The organism is Paenibacillus sp. 2TAB23 (genome assembly GCF_052115165.1).
GTDB lineage: Bacteria > Bacillota > Bacilli > Paenibacillales > Paenibacillaceae > Pristimantibacillus.
In genome coordinates this window covers 14162-37573 of sequence record NZ_JBFRGD010000007.1, presented here as the reverse complement: position 1 = coordinate 37573, position 23412 = coordinate 14162, and the positions used below count along the sequence as shown (strand labels likewise).

At 46.3% G+C, this 23412-nt stretch carries 18 protein-coding genes; 3 read left to right on the top strand and 15 right to left on the bottom strand.

Annotated elements, in window-relative coordinates; all coding sequences use genetic code 11:
• Positions 1 to 136: 136 nt before the first annotated feature.
• Complete coding sequence (locus AB4Z29_RS12210) at positions 137 to 1021, bottom strand: ROK family protein (RefSeq protein ID WP_441943331.1); 885 nt, start codon at positions 1019 to 1021, stop codon at positions 137 to 139.
• 207 nt (positions 1022 to 1228) lie between these two features.
• On the opposite strand from AB4Z29_RS12210, the gene AB4Z29_RS12205 reads away from it, so the two are divergent.
• Both AB4Z29_RS12205 and AB4Z29_RS12200 read left to right on the top strand, forming a co-directional pair.
• A complete protein-coding gene (locus tag AB4Z29_RS12205) occupies positions 1229 to 2026 on the top strand; it encodes a Nif3-like dinuclear metal center hexameric protein (RefSeq protein ID WP_441943330.1) in 798 nt (265 codons plus the stop codon).
• A 119-nt stretch (positions 2027 to 2145) separates the two neighbouring features.
• The gene (locus AB4Z29_RS12200; RefSeq protein WP_441943329.1) at positions 2146 to 2754 is read left to right on the top strand and encodes a TetR/AcrR family transcriptional regulator; all 609 of its coding nucleotides are present in this window, start codon (positions 2146 to 2148) and stop codon (positions 2752 to 2754) included.
• A gap of 94 nt (positions 2755 to 2848) precedes the next feature.
• On the opposite strand, the gene AB4Z29_RS12195 is transcribed toward AB4Z29_RS12200, so the two are convergent.
• From AB4Z29_RS12195 to AB4Z29_RS12180, 4 genes are all read right to left on the bottom strand, one after another.
• The gene (locus tag AB4Z29_RS12195; RefSeq protein WP_441943328.1) at positions 2849 to 3619 is read right to left on the bottom strand and encodes an SDR family NAD(P)-dependent oxidoreductase; all 771 of its coding nucleotides are present in this window, start codon (positions 3617 to 3619) and stop codon (positions 2849 to 2851) included.
• 298 nt (positions 3620 to 3917) lie between these two features.
• Positions 3918 to 4889: a proline dehydrogenase family protein gene (locus tag AB4Z29_RS12190; RefSeq protein WP_441943327.1), complete on the bottom strand. Its 972-nt coding sequence runs from the start codon at positions 4887 to 4889 to the stop codon at positions 3918 to 3920.
• 80 nt (positions 4890 to 4969) lie between these two features.
• Complete coding sequence (locus AB4Z29_RS12185) at positions 4970 to 5716, bottom strand: AraC family transcriptional regulator (RefSeq protein ID WP_441943530.1); 747 nt, start codon at positions 5714 to 5716, stop codon at positions 4970 to 4972.
• Positions 5717 to 5788: 72 nt separating this feature from the next.
• Positions 5789 to 6403, bottom strand: coding sequence for a TetR-like C-terminal domain-containing protein (locus tag AB4Z29_RS12180; RefSeq protein ID WP_441943326.1), 615 nt, complete (start codon positions 6401 to 6403; stop codon positions 5789 to 5791).
• Between the two features lie 285 nt (positions 6404 to 6688).
• On the opposite strand from AB4Z29_RS12180, the gene AB4Z29_RS12175 reads away from it, so the two are divergent.
• Positions 6689 to 8125: a DHA2 family efflux MFS transporter permease subunit gene (locus tag AB4Z29_RS12175; RefSeq protein ID WP_441943529.1), complete on the top strand. Its 1437-nt coding sequence runs from the start codon at positions 6689 to 6691 to the stop codon at positions 8123 to 8125.
• Between the two features lie 117 nt (positions 8126 to 8242).
• On the opposite strand, the gene AB4Z29_RS12170 is transcribed toward AB4Z29_RS12175, so the two are convergent.
• The 10 genes from AB4Z29_RS12170 to AB4Z29_RS12125 all read right to left on the bottom strand — a co-directional run bounded on the left by AB4Z29_RS12170 (position 8243) and on the right by AB4Z29_RS12125 (position 23404).
• Complete coding sequence (locus tag AB4Z29_RS12170) at positions 8243 to 8788, bottom strand: hypothetical protein (protein ID WP_441943325.1); 546 nt, start codon at positions 8786 to 8788, stop codon at positions 8243 to 8245.
• Between the two features lie 188 nt (positions 8789 to 8976).
• Positions 8977 to 9804 carry a carbohydrate ABC transporter permease gene (locus AB4Z29_RS12165; RefSeq protein ID WP_441943528.1) on the bottom strand — a complete coding sequence of 276 codons (828 nt, stop codon included), beginning with the start codon at positions 9802 to 9804 and terminating at the stop codon, positions 8977 to 8979.
• A 67-nt stretch (positions 9805 to 9871) separates the two neighbouring features.
• A complete protein-coding gene (locus AB4Z29_RS12160; protein ID WP_441943324.1) occupies positions 9872 to 10753 on the bottom strand; it encodes a carbohydrate ABC transporter permease in 882 nt (293 codons plus the stop codon).
• A 94-nt stretch (positions 10754 to 10847) separates the two neighbouring features.
• Complete coding sequence (locus tag AB4Z29_RS12155) at positions 10848 to 12173, bottom strand: extracellular solute-binding protein (protein WP_441943323.1); 1326 nt, start codon at positions 12171 to 12173, stop codon at positions 10848 to 10850.
• Positions 12174 to 12284: 111 nt separating this feature from the next.
• Positions 12285 to 13073 carry a response regulator transcription factor gene (locus AB4Z29_RS12150; protein WP_441943322.1) on the bottom strand — a complete coding sequence of 263 codons (789 nt, stop codon included), beginning with the start codon at positions 13071 to 13073 and terminating at the stop codon, positions 12285 to 12287.
• Positions 13051 to 14829 carry a sensor histidine kinase gene (locus tag AB4Z29_RS12145; protein ID WP_441943321.1) on the bottom strand — a complete coding sequence of 593 codons (1779 nt, stop codon included), beginning with the start codon at positions 14827 to 14829 and terminating at the stop codon, positions 13051 to 13053. Before AB4Z29_RS12145 ends, AB4Z29_RS12150 begins: the two co-directional genes overlap by 23 nt.
• Positions 14830 to 15102: 273 nt before the next feature.
• Positions 15103 to 19764, bottom strand: a complete 4662-nt coding sequence (locus AB4Z29_RS12140) for a polysaccharide lyase family 8 super-sandwich domain-containing protein (RefSeq protein WP_441943320.1) — start codon at positions 19762 to 19764, stop codon at positions 15103 to 15105.
• Between the two features lie 112 nt (positions 19765 to 19876).
• Positions 19877 to 21454, bottom strand: a complete 1578-nt coding sequence (locus tag AB4Z29_RS12135; protein ID WP_441943319.1) for an extracellular solute-binding protein — start codon at positions 21452 to 21454, stop codon at positions 19877 to 19879.
• A gap of 68 nt (positions 21455 to 21522) precedes the next feature.
• Positions 21523 to 22404: a carbohydrate ABC transporter permease gene (locus AB4Z29_RS12130; RefSeq protein WP_441943318.1), complete on the bottom strand. Its 882-nt coding sequence runs from the start codon at positions 22402 to 22404 to the stop codon at positions 21523 to 21525.
• Positions 22405 to 22414: 10 nt separating this feature from the next.
• Positions 22415 to 23404, bottom strand: a complete 990-nt coding sequence (locus tag AB4Z29_RS12125) for an ABC transporter permease (RefSeq protein WP_441943317.1) — start codon at positions 23402 to 23404, stop codon at positions 22415 to 22417.
• Positions 23405 to 23412: the final 8 nt, after the last annotated feature.

Sequence of the window (23412 nt, the reverse complement as noted above, 5' to 3'; positions counted from 1 at the left end):
TCCTAAGCTCCAGCCAACTAACAGCCATGGTCCAAAATAGAAAATAGCGGCACAGGAATAGACTCCTGTACCGCTATTCGTTTAGCTATACCCCTATTTGTATTAAAAGTAAGCAACCATTCCCGCGAGCTTATTGCTATTGGTCCCTTTTCTCCCATGCAGCAAGGCCAAGTGCAAGCGAGCCGCATAAGCCGGCATTGTCGCCAAGTCCAGGCAATACGATGTAATCGTCCATTCCGGTCAACAGCTGCGCTGCGCTGACGTAGCCATTGAGATTTTTGCTTACCTCACTACGAATCATTGGCAGCAGTTGCTCTTGATGCATAACACCACCGCCTAGTATGACCCGTTTGGGCGAAAGCATCAGAATCGCGCTCGTCACAGCTTGACCTAGATAATAGGCCTCCATCGCCCAAGCAGGATGATTAGCTTCTAGCTCGCTGCCCTTCACGCCCCACCGCTTCTCAATCGCAGGACCTGCAGCCATCCCCTCCAAGCAATCGCCATGGTATGGACAGTTCCCCTCATAGCGGTCGTCTGGATGACGTCGCGGCAATATATGTCCGCCTTCTGGATGAACTAAGCCGTGAACCAGCCTTCCTTCGGAGTAGACGCCAACCCCAATTCCTGTCCCGATCGTGAAATACACACAGCTATCCAGTCCCTGAGCAGCTCCCCAGACTGCCTCTCCGTAAGCTGCGGCATTGACATCCGTATCCCACCCAAACGGTACATGAAATTCACGCTTTAGCGTATCCAGAAAGGGATACCCTGACCAACCTGGCTTCGGAGTCGTCGTTACGCTGCCGAACGTCGCACTTTTACGGTCGATATCAATCGGTCCAAAGGTGCCTATGCCTATCGCTTCCGGGTTTTTACTTTTAAAATAGGAAATAACCTGCTCCATCACCTGTTCTGGCTTCTCCGTCGGAAAGCTTATCCGGTCCTCGATCTCCCCGCTTTCATTCCCGATCCCGCATACAAATTTCGTGCCGCCTGCTTCAATTGCTCCAATTCGCATGATACGTCTTCTCCTCTATTCGTATTTATGTCTAAACGTAATCGTTTTTCTGATTATAGAAGCTTCGTTCATTTCTCGTCAACCGTTCATGCACCATCACTTCACCGCAGCTATCATCAAATAGTATCCATATGCAAAAGGAGTATGCTTCCTTCTATCGAAGTGTATATGGAGATGGAGTCCACTCATTCAGAAAGGATCTATATCATGACAATAACGATTAGAAATGTAGTCGATGCCATCCGTTCCTCCGTCCACTCTATTGCGAATACGGTCGATGGATTGGAGTTCGGCTCCCCCGATATGGAAGTACGCGGAATTGCGACGACGTTTATGGCAACTCGGCAGGTCATTGAGCAAGCTTTGTCCTTGGACGTGAACTTGCTTATTTCCCATGAAACCTCGTATTATAGCCATCGAACGATTGATGGACTATTGACCGGAGATCCGGTATATGCGAACAAAACAAAGCGCGTTCAGCACTCGGGTCTTGTTATCTATCGACACCATGACTATTGCCACAGCGCACAGCCTGATCCGATTATGATCGGTCTGCTGCAAGATTTGAAGCTGGAAGCGTGCGTAGAGGAAATGCTGCCTACAGCAGCTATTATCCGCGTACCCGACGAAATGCGTGCCGATGAGATTGCGGAATACGTCAAATCAAAGCTAGCTATCCCTTATGTTCGATTAGCCGGCGACCCGCATATGATTTGCAGGCGCATCGGCATCCTTGTAGGCTACAGGGGCGGAATTGCTAATGCTGTCCCGCTCTACCGCGACAAGGGAGTTGACTTGGTAATCGCCGGCGAAGGGCCAGAGTGGGAAACACCCGAATACGTGAGGGATTCTGTCAATCATGGCATTCCAAAAGCATTAGTAAGCATAGGGCATGCAGAGAGCGAAGAGCCCGGCATGCGTTATCTGGCCGAACAGCTGAGGAGAGCATATCCGGGGCTGCCTGTTCACTTTATAGCATCTAAGCCGGTATTTCAGGTATTATGAGCAGTTGGCACCAGGTATCCACCTTATTCTTCACATAGTATAATAATGATAAGGTGAATGATTATTCTATCATGTCACTTTACCAGTATCATCCTACTTAAAGATAAAGGAGGATATCTATGCTAAAATCAATTTCTATCGATCGCAGAGTCTTCAAATCAAAAACAGCTTTGAAGCAGGCTTTGCTTGAGTGGATGTCACATAAACCATTCTCTGATATTTCGATAACTGATATTGTGAAATCAGCTGATTTGAATCGTGGAACCTTTTATAAACACTATACCTATAAGGAAGAGCTGCTCGACGATATATTGGCAGACGTGTTGACTGATCTGATTCAAGCCTACCGATATCCTTACCTGCATCGTCAGAATTTCGATATCCAGAGCCTGAGTGCGTCTGCCATAAAAATATTCGAACATGTGCATGCTTACGCAACCGTCTACACCTTGTTGGTCAGCACGAGTATGCTGCCAGATTTCCGAAATACGGTGTATCAAACACTGAAAAGCCTGTATTTGGACGATGTCACGAACACCTCTCCCAATCCCAATATCGACAAGGAGCTGCTTGCCTGCTATCAGGCCAATGCAGTTCTCGGTCTAATTGCAGAATGGGTGCAGGGCAAATTTAAATACAGCTCTACTTATATGGCGGAGCAACTGCTCGAACTGACGCGCATGAACCGCTCCAACGAGATGTATCATTCGAACCTTAGCTCGGGATAAACGCAATAAGGCTTCATAAATCCAATTTTCTCTGCAGGTACACAAATAGAAAGAGTCTGGCATGCGCCAGACCCTTCTTATTGAACAAGATTGATTAGTTGCTAATCCAGCCGCCATCAACAGGCAGTTCGATTCCTGTTATAAACTTCGATTCATCCGATGCCAAGAACAGGTAAGCATACGCAATATCCATCGATTCACCGGCGTGAGGAGGAAGGGGAGCCAAATTCTTGTAATGTTCACCCATTTCAACCTGTGATTTGATTCCGGCTTTCTCCACCATACCCGTGAACACCGCTCCTGGATGAACCGAATTGACGCGGATGTTGTCTTTGGCGAACCACTGCGCAGTATGTTTAGTAAGCGAGCGTACAGCTCCTTTGGATGCGCTGTACGCTGCGCCCTGAGCATCTGCGATTCCGCCTATAATTGCCGCAATGGATGAAGTATTAACAATCGAGCCTTGACCGTTTTGCTGCATATGTGGGATGACGGATTTCATGCCCAGCCATACGCCAGAGCTGTTAATCGACATGACTTTTTCCCAATCCGCTAGCTCGGCTTCCAGCACGCCTTTGGCGATATGAATGCCTGCATTGTTGATGAGAATATCGATTTTACCGTATTTCGCAATGGTTTCTTCTATGACTGCATGCCATGATTCCGGGCTAGACACATCGAGTTTCAAAGCTATTGCTTCTCCCCCATCTGCTATAATCGCATTCACCCGCTCCCGCAACGCTTCCTCCACAACATCAGTTGCAACGACCTTCGCGCCTTCTTTAGCAAATAACTGCGCTCCGGCAAGTCCCATGCCGCTAGCTGCCCCAGTAATGATGGCTACTTTGCCTGTTAATCTACCCATTTCATTCATCCTCTCTGCTTGACGAGCTCTGTTTATGATCTCGTTCTTCCCTGTAGATAAGCCGAAATCGGTCATCCGTTTGTCTATAATTAATGGTCTAAGACAAGCTGGCCGTTTATGCCTCTATAGTATAGAGCAACACCGAAAACTTTCTCAATCAGCAAATGAAAGCGCTTTTGTATGTTAAGCAACACGAAGAGTTCGCTTCGTTTGTTAACGAATTCCAAAGGCTTGTTAATGAACAAAACAAGGTCAATTGTTGGTTTTTCAACAAAAAACAAGTTAACTCACGGAAATATTACACATATGCCCGAACTGACTCTACTTTCTCGTTGCTCACAGTGTCTATGACGGCTTGGAAAAGATTTGGAGGGTACTCCGCAATACGATGGCACAGATACAAATACCATTCATGTCCATACGTCAAATAAATGCGTATCGGATACCCCGCCGCTTTCAGCCTGCTGCTCAAGTCTGGGCGTATGCCGTACAGCATTTCAAACTCTACATTCGAATTGGACAACCATTTCTGCTCGAGAAGCTCCTCGATGATGAACTCATCATGCGTCGCGATAGACACATGATGCCCGTGTCGAATAGCGCTTTCTACAAGCTCAACATAGCGTTGATTAAGCTCGGAAGAACGAGGAATCATGCAGTCATCCGGCTCTTGATAAGCGCCTTTGACAATGCGGATACGACTAGTCGCAGCATGCAAAGCAGCCAAATCCTCCGGTGTTCTTTTTAATTGCGCTTGCAACGTTATGCCAATATTCGGATACTTTAGGATAGCCTTCTTATAAATAGATAGAATCCGATCCGTCTTAGTGGATTCTTCCATGCTAATGAATAGCTCAACGCCAGACTTTTGTGCTTGGTTAGCTAGATTCATGAGATGTGAAAAAGCGAGCTCGGTATCAATCAAAAGTCCAATATGCGACAAATCGAACGATACTCGTGCCAAGACCTCATTCTGGCCAACTTCATGAATTAATGCCAGCAGTTCCGAAGCTGCTGCCTCGCATTCAGAAGCAACGGTTGTATTTTCTCCAATATACTCTATGGATGCCGCATAGCCTTTGGCGACAAGCTTCTCTGCTGCATCAAGTCCATCTTGACGCGCTTCACCTGTGACATACCTGACAGCCGCAAGCTGAAGCATATGCTTCAACTGCGGGGTATTCTCCACATAAGCTTTTAGGTCTGCACGGCGAGCAATTGTTTTGAGCGCAGCTGTAAATGATTTATCCAATTCTGATCCCAGATGCATAGTTTTCTTCCTCTCCTTCTTTCAAGTAAACCTAGTTTATAAGCTAGATCGGAATCGGTATTGTAAAAAATTGCTCACATTCAAATCGATAACGCATATTTCTGCGGAGTTGCCCCCACTATTTTAAAGAAGGCCTTCGCAAAGTGGCTTTGGTCATAAAAGCCTACTTCTGCCGCTACATCGGCAATAGCTCTTTGCTTCGCAAGCTCTGCCTTTGCATGATTGATTCTTAGTAAAATTTGATAAGCATGAGGAGGAAGATGGCTCCATTTCTTAAATAACCGTACGAGATGAAATCGGCTAATACCTGTTTCATTCTCCAGCATCTCTAATGTCACATGCTCGGCAAAATGCGCATGCAGGTATTCTTTTATGCTTTTGACATACTTTTGGTCGTTGTTGGCTAGGACTTCATGTTCAAGATCGGAAGAATTCTGGCTAACAAGAGCATGTAACAGCTCGATTAAAATCGTTTCGATCTCAAGAGGAGTGCCTTTTCTAGCTATCGCATCCATCGTACGGTTTAAATGCAACCGACAAGCTTTATTTTTACCATCTTCCAGCAAGTAAGGGATGTAAAGCTGATCAATCTCTCGCTGCTTGAGGCCTTGAAACCATTCAGGCTTGATGTACAGCATCTTGTATTCCCAATCTGAATCTTCTTGAGGCTGACAAGCATGTATCATCTTGGGTGGAAAACTGATTAGTCTTCCCTCATCAACCTGAAGCAGCTTTCCATCGCACCAAGCGTTCGTTGTTCCTTTATCAATCAATCCTATCGAATATTCCTCATGAAAATGCTTATGATAAGCAAGATCGCTTCTCATACTTTGCTTAGCCTCCAAAAAAGGCAACAATGGATCGCGGTGAAAGGCCACGGCTGACATAATGATGCCCTCCTATTTATTCGGATTTATCGTCTTTGCTGATGTTGACCGCAGCAAAATAAATTGTTTGGCGAGATAAAGCGGTGTATAGGGCATATCATTGCGAAGCCAAGCGATAATCGTACCAATCAATGCCGAAGATCCATACCAAATGGCAATATCCTTCTGAATATTTAACGAAGAACGAACGGAATCAACCTCCTTTTTTTCTAACCGATCGGCAACTAATCCCGCAAGCAGCTTTAATAAGCGGTCAGAAAAGACCGTCGTTCGATGCGTGGCAAGAATGACCTTGTAAAATTTCGAATGTTTGGAAAGATGCTCGAGCAGATTCACCAGCATTGGCCAAGACTCTTCCTCATTCGAGTTCGGATTCAAATGAAGCGGCGTATCGTTCAGAACCTGTTGAATGTCCTCGACCATCTCATCAGCCATCTTCTCCAGCATATCTGGAATATCCCTATAGTGCAGATAAAAAGTAACACGATTGATGGTGGCGCGTTCTGCCAGTCGATTGACCGAAATCTTCTCGATATCTATTTCCTGCAGCAGCTCAATAAAAGCGTCCCTCAGCAATTGCCGCGTTCGCACGATACGAGGATCTGTTCGCGGTGTAGCATGATCCATATCTTTCTCCTTTCTAATTAAAATCTACACTTTCCGTCATTTCGTAGAACATTTCAAAGATAAACAACATATATACTTTAGTTGTAAAGTACTTTACATTTTTCGTAAATTCTGTCGCTTGTAAACCTATCAATTCTGCCTATAATCTAATTTATACATTGTTCATTATATAACACAGTGTAAATTAAGTACACACAGAGAGAAGATTGGAAAGGATGGAGTAGATTGAATAAAAGCATAGCAGAAAACAGCAGCTCGATAAAAAAGGGACCAATCTTGTTCATTATGATTTTGGGAGCCTTTCTTGCGACGCTGAATCAAACCGTCATGAGCGTTGCTACCCCGGAATTAATGATTGATTTTAGCATTTCGGCTGCAACTGCCCAGTGGTTGACTACCGGGTATATGTTGGTAAATGGTGTATTGATTCCGATCACAGCTTATTTGATGCAGCGATTTACCACGCGCGAGCTTTTCCAGGCTTCCATGTTTATCTTTCTTGCAGGAACGATTGTATCGGCGCTTTCGTCAAGTTTTCCTGTCCTGTTGACAGGTCGTTTGATTCAAGCTGCCGGCGCTGGTATAATTATGCCGCTGCTCATGACCGTTATTTTAACACTCTTCCCCCCCAATAAGCGGGGAGCCGCGATGGGCATGGTTGGGTTCGCTATTATTTTCGCCCCCGCCATTGGACCAACGCTTGCCGGATATATTCTGGAAAATTATCGATGGGAAACCATGTTCTACGGCATGATTCCTTTAGTTGTTATTGTAATCATTTGCGGGTTAATTTATCTACGGAATGTGTCAGAACGCATTCATGCAAAAATTGACATCATAAGCGTCGTCCTCTCCACTGTCGGATTCGGTGCAGTGATGTATGGCTTCAGCCGAGCAGGCAGCTTGGGCTGGTCGAGCGCTGAGGTCATCACGTTCCTGATAACGGGGATTCTTTCACTTGTTCTGTTTACTTGGCGGCAAATAAAATCCGATAATCCGCTTCTAGATCTGCGTGCTTTCAAATACAACATGTTTACACTAACCACCGTCATTAATATTGCGGTAACTATGGTTATGTACGCGGATATGATGCTGCTGCCTCTATATTTGCAAAATGCTCGCGGCTTTACTGCGCTGGAATCCGGCTTATTGATGTTCCCAGGCTCGCTGCTAATGGGACTTATGATGCCAATCACAGGCAAGCTATTCGATAAGTTTGGAGCCAAATGGCTGTCCATTATTGGAATGGCCATTACGATCATCACCACTCTAGGCTTTATTAACTTGACAGACACAACCAGCTATTCCTATCTGGTTCTTATGTCTACAGGTCGTCGCTTCGGTATGGCCATGCTTCTCATGCCAATCACGACAGCTGGTCTAAATCAGCTTCCGGCGAGACTGAACGCACATGGGACAGCGATCTCCAATACGATCAAGCAAGTGGCAGGTGCTGTAGGCACCTCATTGCTCGTAACGGTAATGACGAGTCGTACCACGACTCATATGAAGGAGCTAATGACAGCAGGAGGTACTGAAGGAGCAACACAAGCGCAAATGGTTACAGCAGCATCCATCCAAGGAATCAACGACGCGTATCTCGTTATCGTTGGGATTGGCATAGTCGGCTTGCTGCTTTCCTTCTTCATCAAACGTGCGGATCAACCTGTCGTAGAAGAAGCGAAAACGAAAGTAAAATTGGCAGTCGTCAAAGAATTGTAACGCATTGCGGTCAAAACAAGACTACTCTCCTACTGAACATAGGAGAGTAGTCTTATTTTCGTGCCAATAGCAACTTTAAATTGAAGATTATTGGCAGCTTCATGTGTAAACTTTATTTTACTCCGTTTGTGTGACCATCAAATTGAGCATGAAGCTCTCTTTTTCCTTATTACTCTCGTCTTTAACAATTTGCACACTAACGTTTAACAAATCCGATTTTCCATTCATGAATATGGAATTGATAGCGCCGCTTTCCTCATCCTGCAGTTCCGTTCGCTCCGGCTGAATCCCCTTTTCCTTGAGCGCATCTTCATAGTACGCGGCAAGATCAACGATGGGTTCGGAGCTCGACAATGCGACGATAAAATGTTTGCCGTCTGCTCCATCGGTCGTCATAGAGCTTTCAATCTTAGCACCAGGAAAAGCGGATAACGGAAATCCCTCTGGAAGCTCTTCAGATTCTCCGCCAAGCGTTATATCCCCATCTTTTGATTGAATAGTAACATCATTTCCTTCTTGATTGACCTTCACGCCAGTCGATTGTTCGATTAATTTTTCGGCTGCGAGTTCAGAAGCCTTTTCCGTGATTCCACAGCCGGACATGAAGGTTAGCGTAAGGATGATAAAGATAGACGGTTTAATGAAATCTTTGAATTTTAACATTTTTCTATTCACTCCTTTTTTTATTATATTAATCTACCTCGCCGAACAGAGTCGACGGACTATAAGTATCATTCATCTCCCATTTCGTTTTCAGCTTTCGTATCACGCAATGAAAAAAGCTGGTTACGGACAACCTCCCGCAACCAGCTCTTCATCCACTTCTCAAGACTGTATGATCTAATGATTGACTAACCCTTCACCGAGCCCGCAGCAATGCCTTCTACTATACGGTTGCTAAGGAACAGGAACGTAATTAAAATGGGTAAAATACTTATCATGAGTGTTGCACCAATTGCGCCCCAGTCCGTTGTATATTGCCCAATAAAGTTTTGCACGCCTACTGTCAAAGTCTTGTAAGCATCTGAGCTGATGAACGTGTTGACGAATATGAATTCATTCCAATTATAAATCATGTTAATAATGGCTGTGGTAGCTAATACCGAACTGGTCATGGGAAACACGATTTGCACGAACATGCGGTTCACTGAACATCCATCTATGATCGCTGCCTCCTCGACCTCTTTGGGCAGTGCATAATAAAACCCTAGCAGGATCATAATGGTAATCGGCATATTAAATGCAACGTAAGATAAAATCAGTGATAACGGGTGATCGGTTAAACCTACCTTGCTGAAAAGGCTAAAGAGCGGTATAAGCGTAGAATGAACGGGAATCATCATCGCTACCATAAATAAACCAAGCACGAATGAGCTGCCTTTCCACTTCATCCTCGTCACGGCAAAGGTGACCAAGCTTCCCAAAATAACGGTAAACAGCGTAGCCGTTATCGTAATCCACACGCTGTTAAGAAAATAAACATCAATATTTCCTGCACTCCACACCTTTGCATAGTTTTCCCATCGAGGATTCATCGGCAGCGACAACGGAGGAAGATTGAATACCTCTTGATTATTTTTCAGAGAAAAAAACAGCAGCCATACGAGTGGGAACAGCTGCAGCGCAGCAACCGCAACCAATACGGCATATAACAAAGTATAGCCAAGCTTTGAAATCATTCCCGACTTTGATTCAGCTATCCCATATCGGTTCCTTATGTTTCCAGAAATCATGAAGCTTTCCTCCTTACGAATATTGGATCGTATCCTTCGTGGCTGTTAATTTGCGAATGATCCAAGTCACAGCAAGACAGATGACAAGAAGGAAGAAGCCAATCGCGCTTCCATAGCCAAAATCGTATGCCCGGAACGCTTCGTGATACATATAGGATGCCATCACTTCACTCGAACCGTTAGGACCGCCGTCTGTCATAACAAATATGAGATCGAAATATTTCAACGAACCGACAACGGCTAAAACGATCGTTACTTTGACTACCTCCATAGCAAGAGGGAGCTTGATCTTCCAAGCGATTTGCAGAGCGTTCGCTCCGTCAATCTTAGCAGCTTCCTCCAGCGATGCCGGGATATTCTTGAGTGCCGCATAATAGATTAAAATATAAAAACCCGCATACTGCCAAAGAATCGGTATAAACAGAGCAAATAATACGATCGAGGACTCGGCGAGCCATGCGGGAGGGTTTGCAATTCCAATCGACTCCAACAGGGTGTTCAACACGCCATTCGTTGGATGGTAAATTTTGAGCCATAACTGTGCAATTGCGACAGATGACAACAGCATTGGAATGAGATAAATTTTGCGGAACAGTTGAGCTCCCTTGATTCTAGCGGCCAATACCATTGCAACAACGAGATAAAGCAGTAGACTTAGTCCCGAAAATAAAGCCAATAACAGTGAATGCCATGCACTGTTCCAGAATGTTGCATCTTTAAATAAGGCCATATAATGATCAAGTCCAACGAATGTCATGGTACCAATGCCATTCCACTCATTCAATCCATAGTATGCGGTCAGCACGATCGGAATATATACGATGGCTAGAATGAGAAGCAGAGACGGCAGCACGTATAATGCAATTATTTTTTTATTCGATAGCACTTTGTCCAATTAGGCCGGCTCCTTTTCTTTATCATTGATTAATGAGAAGACATATTCGGCATCATCAAACAGCGAATATGTCTTCTCTGCGTAAGCTCAGCTTTTATTTTCCTGATGCAATGGCTTTGTCGTGTTCCTCTGAGAATTTCTCCGGTGTTGCCGCTTTTCCGAATAATGCCTGTATCATATTAAGATGAGTCTCTGCAGCATTCGCTTGCATCTGAACATCCGCGAATAAAGTGATGCTGCTTGCTTTGTTCATTTCATTAAACAGATCAATGTACAGCTGCGGCAGATCCATGTTGGAAGCATCAACCTTTGTTGCAGGAATAACGCCTGCCCCCGTAACGGATTGCTCCCCCCATTTGGTAACGAAATATTCCACGAATGCCTTCGCTTCAGCCTTCACCTTGGAATTCTCGCCTACAAACAATCCAACGCCAGGACCACCTACCCAGCTGTTAATATCACCTTTTCCGCCCTCTACTGTCGGAAATTTAAAGAAGCCTACGCTGTCGCGGAAGTCCTGCGGAATATCTTCGTTAGTCGTAAAGTTTGGCAGCTCCCACGTGCCCATCATATACATGGCGGCTTTTCCGTTTAGAAATTCTGACTTCGCCTCTTCATTTGACAATCCGTTAAATCCTTTCACGAATGCTTGATTGTCGACAAGCGATTGTACTTCGGCAGCTGCCTTCAGCAGTCCTTCCTCTTTAAACGAACCCGCTCCGCTTATTGCACTGGATAATGCTGGTTGTCCGGCCATCCGGTCAGCCAGGTACATGTACCACAGAGAGCCGGTCCAACGATCCTTGTTGCCAAGCGCTATTGGAGCAACGCCGTTCTCGGACAATGTATTTACAACAGCTTTTAGCTGCTCATACGTCTGCGGAATTTCCAGCTTGTATTTCTCAAATATCGATTTGTTGTAATAAATAGGCGCAATGTTGAACTCGAGTGGAAGCGCATACGTTTTTCCGTCAATCGCATAAGCCTCCGTAGTGCCTGCTACGAACTTGTCCTTAAGCTCGCCGCTTAATAAATCATCAACCGGTGTGAATAGCAGCCCCTCCACATACGGCTGCAAAAAACCTGCTGCCCAAGTAACGCCCACATCAGGCAATTTGTTGGAAGCGGAAAGCACCTTCAGCTTGTTCTTGTATTGTTCATTGTCCAATACTTCTTGCTTGATCGTCACATTAGGGTGCTCATCCTCGTATTCCGCAATGATTTGATTGACAATTTTGTTTTGTCCTGCAGAGACGCCTTCCGGCCATAAATGCATAAAATTTATCGTCACTTGTTCTCTGTCACCGGCAGATTCACCGCTTGTCCCGCCAGTTCCTTCATTGCTGTTTGTCCCGCAGCCAGATACGAGCAGTACAAGACAAGCCGATAATAGCAGCATGGCCCATTTTTTATTGAACACGTTTACATCCCCTTTAATTCTAGTAGTAAGCGTATTGAAACCGCTTTACACAAATTGTAGCAAGATCCCTCACTTGTCGTAAGGACACAGGCATTGGAACTAATACCACTATTATTGGATGGTTTCTTCCGGGTTTAGCATGCTTTGGCGATATTGTCCCGGGCTTACCGTTTCAAATGAACGAAAAACTTTTACGAAATATTTGGACGTTTGGTATCCAACCTGTTCAGCGATCTCGGCAATGGAATACCGCGTATTTACCAGAAGCTCCTTCGCCCGCTGAACTCTTCTCCTGCTCAAATATTCGCTGAAGGTCAGCCCTGTCTGCTCTTTAAACAGGACGCTGAAATAACTGGCATTCATATGCAGCTGATCGGCTACGGCACGCAGCGACACCTGTTCACTCATATGCACATCTAAAAAACGAAGCGCTTCCTGTACCTGCACGCCATACGTTTTGTCTTCTTGCAGCGTTTCCAGCAGCTTGGGATCAAAGAGCTTCTCCATCCTTTCGATCCGATTCAATTCTTCTTCACGTTTCATTGCCAGCTCAACCGCTTGCACCAGCTTGAGCTTGTCCAAGGGCTTTAACAAATACGAGATGACACCTAGCTGAAGCGCCTTTTGCGCGTAGTCGAATTCGGGATGTCCCGAGATGACGACAACGACTGGCGGATGCGTCATAGCGTTTAATTTCTCAACCAATTCAAGCCCGCCAACCTCAGGCATTCTAATGTCGGTTATAAGCAAATTGGCGTCATTATGCTGGAGCCAAGATAACGCTTCGACTCCGCTGGAGGCTGTTTCTATCCGATAGCGTCCGCATGACCACGATTCTAATGTTTTACGAATACCCTGCCTTGTTCTTGGTTCATCATCAACGATCAATATCGTCTTCATGGCCACTTTCCCCTCCCGCTCCATTCGGTATTTCAAAAATAACGGTCGTTCCCCGTCCTAATTCACTTTGAATATCCAAGCCGTTGTTTTCGGATGGATAATACAGCCTCAGCCTGCGTTCTACGTTCGAGATTCCAACCCCGGTTCCCTTGGAACCGCTCAAATGACCTTCTTTCATCGATGACAGCAGGCCAAAGACTGTATCCGTATCCATGCCTCTGCCATCATCGGATACAATTATCCGAATATACCCTTTGCGGCTCGAGGGCTCGGCACGCACAATAACTGTTCCTATACCTACTCGCTGCTCGATGCCGTGTAGAATAGCATTTTCGACGATCGGCTGAACAAGCAGCTTGGGAAGAGGCGCCTTGCGGCATTCCTCATCGGCTTCTATGCGCCACACGAGCCTGTCCACCATCCTCATCTCCATAATTTTCAAATACCTTTCCGCATGATCAAGCTCGTCCCCGAGCGTAACCCATTCATCATCGTCTGATCGGTTGATCACGTATCGGAAGAGGCCTGACATGGCCACAACAATCTGCGCAAGCTCCTCTTCCCCTTTATCATCCAGCTCCCAATAGAACGCTTCCAGCGTATTGAACAAAAAATGCGGATTAATTTGAGATTGCAGCGCTTTCAACTCCGTGCGACTTTGTATGATCTCTTTCTGGTAAACGACCTCTATTAGTTCATTCAAAGAATCAACCATCTGATTATAGGTATTGTTGAGCTCATTGATTTCCATCGTTGAGGATGAGTTCGGATTTGCCTTTAAAGTCCCGAACCTGGCGCCGCGCATGGCTTTAATTAAAGTGAGGATTGGACGTGTTATCATCGTTGACAATATAAAGGTCAACACGAGAAACAGCAGGCCGCCTACGGCCGCCGAAATTAAGATCGCCGTGCGAAGTACGGATATTCCTGCAGTCGTATAGTTCACGGGTGTCAATATGACCAGCTTCCAGCCCGTCACCTCAGACTCCTGTTGCACAGCGATATAAGATTCACCATCTACTGTAATGATTTCACCGCCCTGGTCCAGCATCATGTCCGCATCGCTATCAGCGGGGAAATCCGAATAAATCTCCTGCCCCATTCCATCAAAAAGGCCCATGGATTCACCGGTTTTGCTTTCGTTATCCGTCAAAGCGCTAGCCAGCTCAAAATAGCTTTTCTCGATATAGACCATTAAATAGCCTGCATGGACAAAAGAGCGGTCAATCAGTTTGACTTGGCGCATTGCCACGACAACATCCGGATCCTGCGGGTCGAAGCCTAACCAGAGAAGGCTGCCCTTTCCGCTGTCTACGCGGTTAATCCAGTCCGTCGGCACCCGGTTGTCCATACTTATATCATCAAGCGGAAACAACCGTCTATAATCAGTCGTATACATTTCCAATGAACGAATGCCCGTAGCGTATGCTTCATATTTGCGCGCATCCTGCTGAAGCGATTGCCTCTCTTCAAAGCTAATCCGCTTTCCATCGGCCTCTTGTGCCAATAATTGCTGGATGGATGCGTTCGTGGCCACTTGCGCCGTGAGGGTATCGATTTGCCCCAGCAGCACATCCAGCTTGCCCATGGCTTGAACAGCGGTTTGCTGAATATGCTTTTCCGCGTTGTTGCGAAGGAGTACAGAAACTTGGTCATACGTAAAAGCACCGACGGACGCGAGCACAATGATCATAACGAGCATAAAGCCAATAAATATTTGATTACGCAGCGTATTCAGCTGTCCGAGCTTTTTCACGATCTACATTCCCTTCTTTCCATGCTATATCGGAACTACTATACACAAAATAAAAGAAAAAAAGAAAGCTTCGATTTAAAGCATTTACTTTCATTTTTTAATGTTGACAGCAATATACTAGCTTCCTGATACGAACTGTTCGAAATTTCATTAGCCACGCAGCCTATCAAATTCACCACAATTGATATTTTTTGGAATGTTAAGAGTTGATTATTTCCCATCTGCAAAAACAAAAAAGAGCGCTACCTCATCGGTGAGCGCTCTTCATCATCGTTATGGATATACAATGTGACTGGTTAGGCTTAAATTGCCAATCTGTGGATTCCAGGCGTTAGTCGGTGATGGCTTGAAGGCGATTTTCAAGTACTGCGTACCTGCAGGCAAATCTCCGCTGTAATTCACTTCATTCCAGCTTCCTGGCACTGTAGCTTTAGCCGGATTGAATACGCTGAAATTCAGATTATCCTCTGAGCTGTAAAAAACGAGATCGTCCACTGCCTCATAAGACCAAGCCCATGATTTAACGGTGAAGCGGGATAAATCCATGTTGGGCTCCGCTTTATAGACTACGTATTCTTCCGTATTCGTTGTCCTCACTAGTCTCGACATATCGTTGCCGATATGCTCCGAATTAGAGCCAGTGAATAGCAAATTCGTGCTGCGATCATGCATAAGACTGTAATCATTCATCGGATCCGTCACCGTAATACTCGGTACTTTACTTGTAATCCTCACATGACCGATCTGTGGATTCCAGGTATAGGCGGATTGATGCTGGAAGACGATTTTCAAATACTTCGTTCCCTCGGGCAATGAGCCGCTATAGTTTGTTTTCATCCAGCCGTTGAGTCCCGTTGTTTTGGTTGGTGAATAAAGCGTATACACCCCATTGTCCGGTGAAGTGTAAATTTGAAAGTCCGTTTTATTCGCTTCTCCCGGTAGAAACCAGGCCGTGACGTCGAAGTCGGTCATATCCATGCTGTAAGGTGCTTTATAAATTAAATATTCGCCTTTGGTGTTGCTCGTCGTCCGGATGACGCGGGACGTATCTTGATTAAAATTGACCGGCAAGCCGCTTTCAAACATAAGATTGGTGCTGCGGGCGAACACTTTGCTGAAATCGTTCAAAGGATCTTCCAGCGTGTGCTCCCTCGTTACCGGTGGCGTAGAGGTCGCCAGCTTGCTTACGATCTTTACCTCTCCGATCTGCGAATTCCAGACATAAGCCGATTTGTGCTGGAAAACGATTTTCAAAAATTTGGTGCCTGCAGGAACTAAGCCGCTATAATTAATCCTCGTCCAGCCCTGAAGCTGTGTCGTCTTCGTTGGGTTAAACAAGGTATACGTCAAATCATCCGGCGAAGTAAAGATTTGAAAGTCTGTCTTGGCTTCTGAATTGAGAAACCAAGTCGTAACGTCAAATTCGGTCATCTCCCTGTTGTCGGCAGCCTTGTAGATAAGATACTCGCCTGATGTCCCTTTTGTTGTTCGAATGGCTCGGGACCTATCTTGATTGAAGTAGGCTGGCGTTCCTCGTTCAAAGTCCAAATTGGAGCTGCGTGCGTAAACTTGCGTATAATCATCCAATACGTCTACCGTTGTCAGAATTTCCGGCTCAGGCTCCGCTGGAGGATTCACCGGAGGGACAGGCGATGGCGTTGGCAGCTGGACCTCTACGCTAGCATCGTACTGGAAGCGGACGGCGTGGGAATGTCCGTTCAGCTTATCCGTACTTACTTCGAATTTGATCGTAGGACTTAGCTGCAGTACCGTTACGCTCGGATCTTTCTCCGAGACGGATAAGCCCTGTCTGAAGATTTCGAAACTTAGCTTGGTCTGGAGCTGCGTTGGATCCGATACGGCAATGTTGAGCTCACCCGCTTCGTCCTTTAATGTGATCGAGGAGGAGTTCGATGCCGTGATTCGATCTACCGTCCCAGGCTGCCAGAAGTTAGCGCCGACGATGTTCGTCGTCTTCTCCCGAACGGCTTGAATATGGCGATCATTCGCCATAATTTCAATATCGGGATTCGCGCTGTAGGATGACGTCTCCGCTGCCGACTTATTAGGCAGAATCACGTACGAATAATCCTTGTTTACCGGGCTTTTGCCATGGTCGTACCAAAGCGTTAAGTAATTTTTGCTGATATCCGTAGTCGTGCCTGCCGTTGTGATTTGCGAATACTTGCCTATGGAAGCCGCACGCTGGCCTTTGATCGTGACGGGCTCAGGGAAATAATAACCGCCAGTTCCCTCCAGATAAGCGTAGGAGACATTGTTCATTTCTTCCTCCCACCCTAGTCCTGTCGGCTTTGCAGCGCCGTCAACGATAAGCTCCTCATCCCCTTTAGTCACTTGCGTAACATGCAGAGGATCGAGCACGGGTCCCAGCGTATTGGGAGCATACAGCTGAATTTCCGATACCCTGCCTGGGTCTCCCAAATCATCGCCGTTCATCGTGAATTTGACGTATCTGGCTGTCGTATCCACTAAATCATAGGCTCTGATCTCCGAAGTTTGCCCTGAGCTGTACCCGCCGTAAACGGATGACCACACCGTTTGATCCGAAGAGGTCTCGATGCCAATGCTATATTCCCGAAGCTGTCCTTCAGGGAAGCTAATTCCGGCATAGCCAAGTTCAACGTTCTTGCCCATATCCACGATTAACGATTGCCCTTCCGCTTGAGCCGCCCAGAAGGTAGAGATATTGGAGTCGGTTGCGGTTGTGATGCTTGACCCATACGTATTATCCGTAACGCTTGTGGAGACTAGCGGATTGACTGAAGGCTGAATGATCAAGTTTCCAGACGCTAAAGGAGCATAGATTTGCACCTCATTATAACTGTTCCAGAGGTTAAGCGAGTTTCCATATCCGATAATCTTCACATATCTGGCCTGCACATCAGGGAAATCAAAAACTTGAATGATCGAATCATTAGCTTCTACGCTGGAATTGCCACTGTACACCGTATTCCAGCTCTGGTTGTCATCCGAAACCAGAATATCGAAAGCGGAGGTTCTCGTATTTTGAACAAAAAAGCTGATGCCGACGTAACCAATCGGCTGAACCTTGCCCAAGTCAAATTGAAGCCATTGACCGCTCCCCAAGCCAGACCACCTTGTGCCATAATTATTGTCGAAGGAGCCTTCTCTCAGCGCCTTGTCGTTGGCGCTGTCCGTTACCGCATAGATACGATGACGGAGCGGTTCGCTGCCAATCGGAAGGGCAGCGGGTGAAGCTGTGTCGATACCATTAGTGTTGAACGGCTTGTTCAGCATCCGGTTCTCAATCGTCGTTTCGATCGTTCGATTGTCCGTGCTGCTAATGCCCGCACCCAAAGCCACCACTTCGTCATCGAACAAAAACCATGATTTCTTGGCCGTTAATGAGCTTCCGTAAGCCTTGTAGTCCATGCCCACGGTTGCGTTCTCTTCAAGGAGCTCCGAACCGCCTACAAAGGTTATGGGGCTTCGGTATGCCGTTCCTTCATTATCCGTTCTGAGCATCGTATCCACGGTCGTACCGGGAAGCCGGTATTTGTTCACCGTAGGCCAGAAATCATAATATTGCCGTTGATCATCATTGTACAAATAAGTCATGCCTGAGCCGCTATACCAAGCTTGCATGTTCTCGCCAACCGTAGCTTCATAAGTACCAATCCGTTTGGAAGACATGCTTACGCCAAAGCCGAAGCCTGGTCGAAGATGAACAGCTCTGTCCATACCGGAATAAATCTTGCTCTTGATTAATTCGCCTCTCGGTTGGATGGATGAATCGTTCATAATCTCTTTAGTTAAGTTAGCAAAAGTTAAATTGACATCATTGTAATAATCGAATTCCGTACTTGATTGCACCCAATATTTCACCATGGCCTTCAAGCGCTCGGCGTGTACCTGAGGTGCCAGCTGTGCCAAACGCACGATAGCTGCTATCGTCCTGTGACCCGTATTATAATCCTGGTCATAGCTTCTGACAATAACTCTGCCCCTTGTCATATCCATAAAAGCACCTTTATAGATAAGCGGCTCATAAGCATCATATACCCATTGATAAATCCTGCTGGCATCCGGGTCTACAGGTTCCCATGATGAGCCTACCAGCATATACAAGACATTCCCCAGCTCCTGAAGCAAGCTTGCGCCGTACCCGCCGGTGTAGGCGAACACGTCATGCTGGACAAAAGAGCCATCTTCATAAAACCCGTCTCCTACGTTTACGTAATCGAATACTGGGCTTAAACCGTCTCTTGCCAGCGTGATCTTGCTGGCCGACTTGATGATAATGCCGCGCAGGGCGATGATGTTGCATTTCCAGACCAGATTGGCTCCGGTATTAACCAATTGATTATAATTCACCTTCTCCGGCACAGGGGAAAACCGATCAATCGGTTTCATATAATTCAAAATCTGCTGAGGAGTCAAATCATCATACATCAAAACTACCGTATCGTTCAGTTGCAGAGGGGAGCCAATCTCCCAGTCCCACCAATTATCATAATAAGCTCTTGTTTCGTTGTAACGGTTGGCATACATCCAATCCAAAGCGTTAATAATATCCGTCTTTAACTGCTGATTGCCATATAGGGTGGAGCCTTGGGTAGCGTACGCAACCGCCATATCTTTAATGCGAAGATAAGAATTTGTAACGTGACCAGATAACGTAGTACTAGATAGATCGCTCCATAGATAAGTCCTGCTCGTGCTCTTGTTCATGGTATCCCAGCTGGTCTGGCTTAAGCTGCTTAATTTGCGAGCAATCACCGGATCGTTGACGTCATATCCAGTGCCGCCAATTAAGTTCTCTCTCCATTTGATTCGTATTGTGTCATACTCATCTGAGGAAGCGCTTACTTTTGTTGAAGCAAAGGAACCTATCAAGGAAACGAACATGGCTAGGACCAACAGCATACTTAACTTACGCTTCGTCTTTTTCACTATTACACCTCATTCTTCAATTAGGATATAGTCTTCAACAGCGAGGCTTTGAATGGAAGTTCAGGGGACTTCTTCGAAATCCCCTGCACCGAATACCTATCACTCCTTTCTTTTACTTTTGTGTGGAGTTATACCAATCTGAAGCTTGTTTGATGGCTTCGGCGCCTCCTAGAGCTTTGTATTGCGTCACGAATTCGTCGAAGTAGTCGAGCGGTTTCTCGCCCATAATAATTTGAGTTGCGGCCTCTAGATAGATAGGCAGATTATTATAGCCGAAATTCGGTACCTCTGGCTGATTTGTCTTAATTGCCGGAAGACCAGCCATTAGATTCGGGATGGATTCGTTACGAGCTACTTCGTATGCCAGCTTTTGCTTTTCAAAGGCCTGTTCATTATCCAGCTTAATTTTGAGAAGCTCTTCGTTATAACCGACGATGTTCAATATGAGAGATCTCCAGGTGCTCGTTTTGGCATCAGCATCCTTTTGCTTGTCATAGACGATTTTCCCTCCATCATTCGTGTACGTATCTCCCGGAATACCGAAGTTAACGAATTCCTGGCCTTCTTGCGTGGCCAGCCAATCGAACATTTTGATGACCGCGGCAGGATCCTTCGCCTTTTTCGTGATCAGGTAAACCTTATTGGTAGAGGTTCTTAAGGAACCGACGTCCGTCACTCCGGGAGCCCTAGGAGTCGCGAACGCTACAACATCCGGTTTTTCATTCGGCAAGGATTTGTTCAGGCGATCCTGCCAATCCCACGCAAGGGACGGATCATGGTTCCACATGCCAACGATGCCTTGCTGAATCTTCTGCTCCCAAACATTGCGCTTGTTTGTCATGAACTCGCTGTCGATCAGCTTCTCCTCAAACATCGTTCTCATAAATCCAAGACCTTGTTTGTTGTTGCTCGTAATGAAGCCCGGCAGCAGCTCATTATTCTCGTATTTGGCCGTCATATGGGTTTGGCCGAACATACCGAAAATGTTGTTAACCCAAGCCAAATTTTCACGGGAGGAGAAAGCAATTTCATCCTTCTGCCCATTTCCATTTGGATCTTGGTCCCGGAAAGCCCTTAATAAGGCGAGCAATTCATCAGGCGTTTTTGGAGCTTCGGTGATGCCGACCTTATCCATCCAGTCCTTGCGAACATAGAAGATACTGTTCTCCGTCACGTTTCCGCCTGCGGGCTCCGGAATGCCTAGTATTTTGCCGTCGATCGTAACCGCGTCCCATGCCGCTTTGGGGATCACCTTTTTTAGGTTAGGACCATATTGGTCGATATACTCGTTAAGCTCAAGCAGTTGGTTGTTGGCAAACAACTCGCCGCTCGCGTTCCAGCCCATAACGACATCGGGAATGTCTCCCGCCGCATATTTGGTGCTAAGCTGCTGATCCATTTGGGTGTGGGGAAGGAAGACGATATCCAATTTGGTATTCGTCTTTTCTGCCAAATATTTGAGCGTCGGGTTGGACATGCTTTCGCCGCCGGGAACCGGTTGGCTGAAATCGGAGGTGAAGATCCGAATGGGAACCGGCTCGAGAGCAGCGGTACTGCTTGGACTTGCCGCCGCATCTGCTGATGGCGCGACCGTGGCCGGTGTGTTGGTTTTCCCGGACGAACAAGCCGATAGTGCGACAACCATCGTTAATGAGATGACCCATAATAACCCCTTATGTTTCTTGAACATTTCTTTTAGCCTCCTTGTTGGATGGTCCATTTATATGAAGACGATAAGTCCACATAACAGTATCTCAGTTATTCCTTGATAGAGCCTAGCGTGGCGCCTTTAATAAAATAGTTCTGCACGAACGGATAGAGCAGCACAATCGGAGCCGTTGCCAAAACGATAGTAGCCATCTCGATCGCGGCGGGAACGAGTGAAATCGAAGCCTCGCCTGCTGCTGCTGCGACGACATCATTGCTGTTTCCTTGAGAAATTAGCGAATAAATATAAAGTTGAAGCGTTTGCAAATTACGGTCGTTCAGATACATAAGCGGTCCCATATAAGAATTCCAATGGCCAACCGCATAGAACAAGAGCAAGGTGACGATAATCGGCAAAGATAAGGGCACGACGATTTTGGCAACAATCCGGAATTCTCCCATGCCGTCAACCTTGGCTGCATCGAGCAGCTCCTCGGGAAGAGATCTGAAGAAGGTCAAGCAGAGAATGACGTTAAATGCGGATACCGCGCTAGGTATGACCAAAGCCCATAGGGAGTTCAGCAGGCCTAGTGATTTGACCACCAGATAAATAGGAATCATAGGCGCTTGGAAGACCATCGTGAAGATTAGGAACAGCATAAAAAATTTACGTCCGCGCAGCCAGCTTTTAGATAACGGATACGCTCCAAAAACGGTTAGAACCATATTCACCGTAGTGGCGATGACAACAATCTTCACGGTCATCCAAGCTGCCTTCCAGAAGGTTGAGGTTTGGACGACCAGCTTGATATTGTCCAGTGTCATGTCTACCGGCCATAAAAATACGCGATTATGGATAATGGCTTGGGAGGAGCTGAATGCCCCTGCTACGACATGCAGGATCGGAACCAAGGAGACGAAGCTGATGAGTCCCAAAACCAAGTAATTCAAAACATCAAACGTGCGCCCCCCAAGGGAAGATTGAATACGCATAACTGCCTCCTCAGTACAAGCCCTCGCCCGTAATCTTATTGCTTAACTTGTTGACGCTCACCAAGAGAACAAAACCGATAACCGACTTAAACAGCCCGATTGCCGTCGTGATACTAAATTCACCATTAATGATTCCGAGGCGGAAAGAGTAGGTGTCGAGCACTTCGCCTACCGAATACGTCAAGGGATTCAGGAACACGTATATTTGCTCGAAGCCTACATCAAGCACGTTCCCAATTTTCAGCAGCAGCAAGATAACGATGGCGGGGAGCAGCCCCGGTAACGTTACGTGCAATAACTGCCTCCAGCGGCTCGCGCCATCCAATTGGGCCGCTTCGTACAGCGAAGGAGATATACCGGTCAGCGCTGCCAAGAAGATAATGGCGCTCCAGCCCATTTCTTTCCACATCCCCGCTCCTACAACCAGCGTGCGGAAATATTCAGGGGTCTGCAATAAATGAATAGGGGCAATGTCGAAATGGGCAAGCAGTTGGGTGACTAAGCCCGTCTGCGTGGAGAACATCATATAGGCCATACCGTATACCAATGCCCAGGATAAAAAGTGAGGTAGGTATACGATGGTTTGAACGGTTCGCTTAAATGCAGTCTTGCGAACCTCGTTCATCAGAAGGGCCAGAATAATAGGTGCCGGGAAAGCAAAGACGATCTGGTATAAGGAGATAATCACTGTGTTGCGAAAAATAGCGAGAAACTTCCGCTGCGTCGCCAACGTCTCGAACCATTGAAAGCCAACCCACTTGCTGGCGATGAATCCATCGAATATGTTGTAATCCTTGAATGCGATTACGCTTCCCAGCAAGGGAATATACTTGAAGACCAGGAAATAGACAAGCATGGGGACAATCATAACGTAAAGCGGCCAATGCTTCCGGATGAACTTGGCGAGCGGCTCTCTCGCATATCGTTCTTTGCCGACGGAACGGCCGCTAGCCGGTATTTTTCGGGGCAAACCGATATAAGACATTTTTCTATCTGACATTGTGCAGC

Coding starts and splice junctions, on each gene's coding strand:
- AB4Z29_RS12210 (WP_441943331.1), bottom strand. CDS start 1,021: ATGCGAATTGGAGCAATTGAAGCAGGCGGCACGAAATTTGTATGCGGG.
- AB4Z29_RS12205 (WP_441943330.1), top strand. CDS start 1,229: ATGACAATAACGATTAGAAATGTAGTCGATGCCATCCGTTCCTCCGTC.
- AB4Z29_RS12200 (WP_441943329.1), top strand. CDS start 2,146: ATGCTAAAATCAATTTCTATCGATCGCAGAGTCTTCAAATCAAAAACA.
- AB4Z29_RS12195 (WP_441943328.1), bottom strand. CDS start 3,619: ATGGGTAGATTAACAGGCAAAGTAGCCATCATTACTGGGGCAGCTAGC.
- AB4Z29_RS12190 (WP_441943327.1), bottom strand. CDS start 4,889: ATGCATCTGGGATCAGAATTGGATAAATCATTTACAGCTGCGCTCAAA.
- AB4Z29_RS12185 (WP_441943530.1), bottom strand. CDS start 5,716: ATGAGAAGCGATCTTGCTTATCATAAGCATTTTCATGAGGAATATTCG.
- AB4Z29_RS12180 (WP_441943326.1), bottom strand. CDS start 6,403: ATGGATCATGCTACACCGCGAACAGATCCTCGTATCGTGCGAACGCGG.
- AB4Z29_RS12175 (WP_441943529.1), top strand. CDS start 6,689: ATGATTTTGGGAGCCTTTCTTGCGACGCTGAATCAAACCGTCATGAGC.
- AB4Z29_RS12170 (WP_441943325.1), bottom strand. CDS start 8,788: ATGTTAAAATTCAAAGATTTCATTAAACCGTCTATCTTTATCATCCTT.
- AB4Z29_RS12165 (WP_441943528.1), bottom strand. CDS start 9,804: ATGATTTCAAAGCTTGGCTATACTTTGTTATATGCCGTATTGGTTGCG.
- AB4Z29_RS12150 (WP_441943322.1), bottom strand. CDS start 13,073: ATGAAGACGATATTGATCGTTGATGATGAACCAAGAACAAGGCAGGGT.
- AB4Z29_RS12135 (WP_441943319.1), bottom strand. CDS start 21,454: ATGTTCAAGAAACATAAGGGGTTATTATGGGTCATCTCATTAACGATG.
- AB4Z29_RS12130 (WP_441943318.1), bottom strand. CDS start 22,404: ATGCGTATTCAATCTTCCCTTGGGGGGCGCACGTTTGATGTTTTGAAT.
- AB4Z29_RS12125 (WP_441943317.1), bottom strand. CDS start 23,404: ATGTCAGATAGAAAAATGTCTTATATCGGTTTGCCCCGAAAAATACCG.